The 1,964-nt window shown below is 35.3% G+C and carries 4 protein-coding genes; all 4 read right to left on the reverse strand.

Features of this window, described 5'->3' with window-relative positions; translation table 11 throughout:
* Positions 1 to 149: 149 nt before the first annotated feature.
* Positions 150 to 551, reverse strand: coding sequence for a replication initiator protein A (locus DW059_RS15410; protein ID WP_199534406.1), 402 nt, complete (start codon positions 549 to 551; stop codon positions 150 to 152).
* Between the two features lie 145 nt (positions 552 to 696).
* Positions 697 to 1,053, reverse strand: coding sequence for a plasmid mobilization protein (locus DW059_RS15415; protein ID WP_117699372.1), 357 nt, complete (start codon positions 1,051 to 1,053; stop codon positions 697 to 699).
* A 365-nt stretch (positions 1,054 to 1,418) separates the two neighbouring features.
* A complete protein-coding gene (locus DW059_RS15420) occupies positions 1,419 to 1,652 on the reverse strand; it encodes a transcriptional regulator (RefSeq protein WP_330408463.1) in 234 nt (77 codons plus the stop codon).
* 26 nt (positions 1,653 to 1,678) lie between these two features.
* The gene (locus DW059_RS16235; RefSeq protein ID WP_207659181.1) at positions 1,679 to 1,834 is read right to left on the reverse strand and encodes a hypothetical protein; all 156 of its coding nucleotides are present in this window, start codon (positions 1,832 to 1,834) and stop codon (positions 1,679 to 1,681) included.
* Positions 1,835 to 1,964 lie beyond the last annotated feature (130 nt).

Genomic DNA, 1,964 nt, shown 5'->3' on the forward strand with positions numbered 1-1,964 from the left:
AATTAGTATTGTTAATATTAGTCTTATTAGATTTTGATTTTTTCAGTTCCAGACCTGTAGAAATAAAAACTCTGTAATCGTAAAATCAAAATTCCTGACTGTGATTTTTACGTCTTATGTGCTTTGATTTTTTCTTATGTGGATATCTTTCAAAACACTTTCTTCAAATAGAGCCTGTTAGGTTTTCCAAGTCCCTGTCTCCTACGTTCAAGTGCCCCGAATGTCTCCAGCTCATCCAATAACTTGCAGGCTTTTTGCGTTCCACAATTCAATATCTCACAAATTTTTATTACAGAATAATAGATAAATACTCTTCCGTTTTCGTCCACCCATCCATTTTTTATAGATAATGAAACCCTATCTAAAAAGATTGCATATAAAAGTTTTGCATCTATTGACAGCCCCCAAAAGCATGCATCATCTATTAGACATTTTGGTAACTTGAAGAGTGTAAACTGCTCTTCACCAGTACAATAATTAAACGTCGGCTTAATGCACAGATTTTGTATTCCATTTCTTCCAAGCCTCTGTTCTTTTTCTAAATTTCTCATAAATAAAGTCCTTCCTTTCATTTTTTGCAAATTGGCAAGCAGTGCCCCGGTATATACCCGGCGCATTTTTGCTTGTTGGGGAAAATGCCCCAATCCCCTCGAACTGCGGATAAACCGCAGAGCCACGCTAACGCTTTTTATCAATTCACTTTCTCTTCTTTGAATCTTCCTCATATAGATGAATAACTACTTCAAGTGCCTTTTTCAGAAGCTCTGTTTGCTCATTATTCATCTTTTTTATTTCTGCAATATCCTCTTCATACAGCTTCCCCGTTTCATTTGCTTTCTTAGCATACTGATTGAGATTATTACTAATCCTTGTATGTAAAGATATTAACCGGTTCAAATCAGGCCATTCCGGGATTATTACATACCCGTTTAACGCCATCTTTCTGATATACGCACTCATATTTTGAACTCCGGCTTCCTTCATCCGATCATGCAATATTTCCACCTCCTCCGGTTTAAATTTCACATAAATACCTTTTGAATACTCTTTCACTTTGCATTTCCTCCACTCTTTTTACTTTGTTTTTTAGAAATCACTCTATCGGGGCGATTGATGACTTTCTAAAAAATAGGCAACAAAAAAAGCAACCGATGTTACTCGATTGCCATGCTGCCACTTTTACAAGACTATATACGCTCAAAAATTTGTTAGTATTGTACAAACAGTTTTGTGAATAATTCTGTCCATTTTCCATTACAAAATGATAATTGACTTTTTAGAAATAGTTATTCTCAGATTTTCTACAAAATTAGAAAAAGCCCAAACCACAAGGGTTTGAGCTCCATTTGTACATTCCTATTTTCTGCTTTTGGGTATAAAATCTCCGCAGTTAAATATAGAATACTTGTTCGTTTTTGTCAAGTCTTACTTGCACTTTTTCTCAACTTTTTCTCTTTCTTCTTCGGCAATTCTTCCCACATGCTCTCAACCAATTCACACAGAAACTGCCGATTATCCACATCATCAACCAGAATCATTTTTTTCGCACCATCATATGGCGGTTCCATCTCAGCATCCGGCATCAGTTTCACCGCCACCGGAACCGGCTTTACCAAAAGTCTGTCAATGCGCACTAACACCTTGCTCCGCATTAACATTCTCAGACATTGTATCGACTTTATCTATTTAATCCAAACATACTTTCTACCAAAGCAAATGTCTCATCAATACTGCGGTTTTCGTCTCTTGTTATTACATTAAATCCAGATTTTTGAAACATCATATATCTTTCCTGTGAATTAATTCTTTTCAGACATTCTCTGAAATTTATCATAGCCTCCTCAGAATTATCTTCTTTGATTTTTGAAACATCATATATCTTTCCTGTGAATTAATTCTTTTCAGACATTCTCTGAAATTTATCATAGCCTCCTCAGAATTATCTTCTTTCAATAACAACTGAT

It is taken from the genome of Roseburia sp. AF42-8 (genome assembly GCF_003435965.1).
GTDB lineage: Bacteria > Bacillota > Clostridia > Lachnospirales > Lachnospiraceae > Roseburia_C > Roseburia_C amylophila.

What these genes read in the sequence shown, in the direction of transcription:
- DW059_RS15410 (WP_199534406.1), bottom strand. Translation starts at nt 551, where the DNA reads ATGAGAAATTTAGAAAAAGAACAGAGGCTTGGAAGAAATGGAATACAA.
- DW059_RS16235 (WP_207659181.1), bottom strand. Translation starts at nt 1,834, where the DNA reads ATGATAAATTTCAGAGAATGTCTGAAAAGAATTAATTCACAGGAAAGA.
- DW059_RS15420 (WP_330408463.1), bottom strand. Translation starts at nt 1,652, where the DNA reads ATGCGGAGCAAGGTGTTAGTGCGCATTGACAGACTTTTGGTAAAGCCG.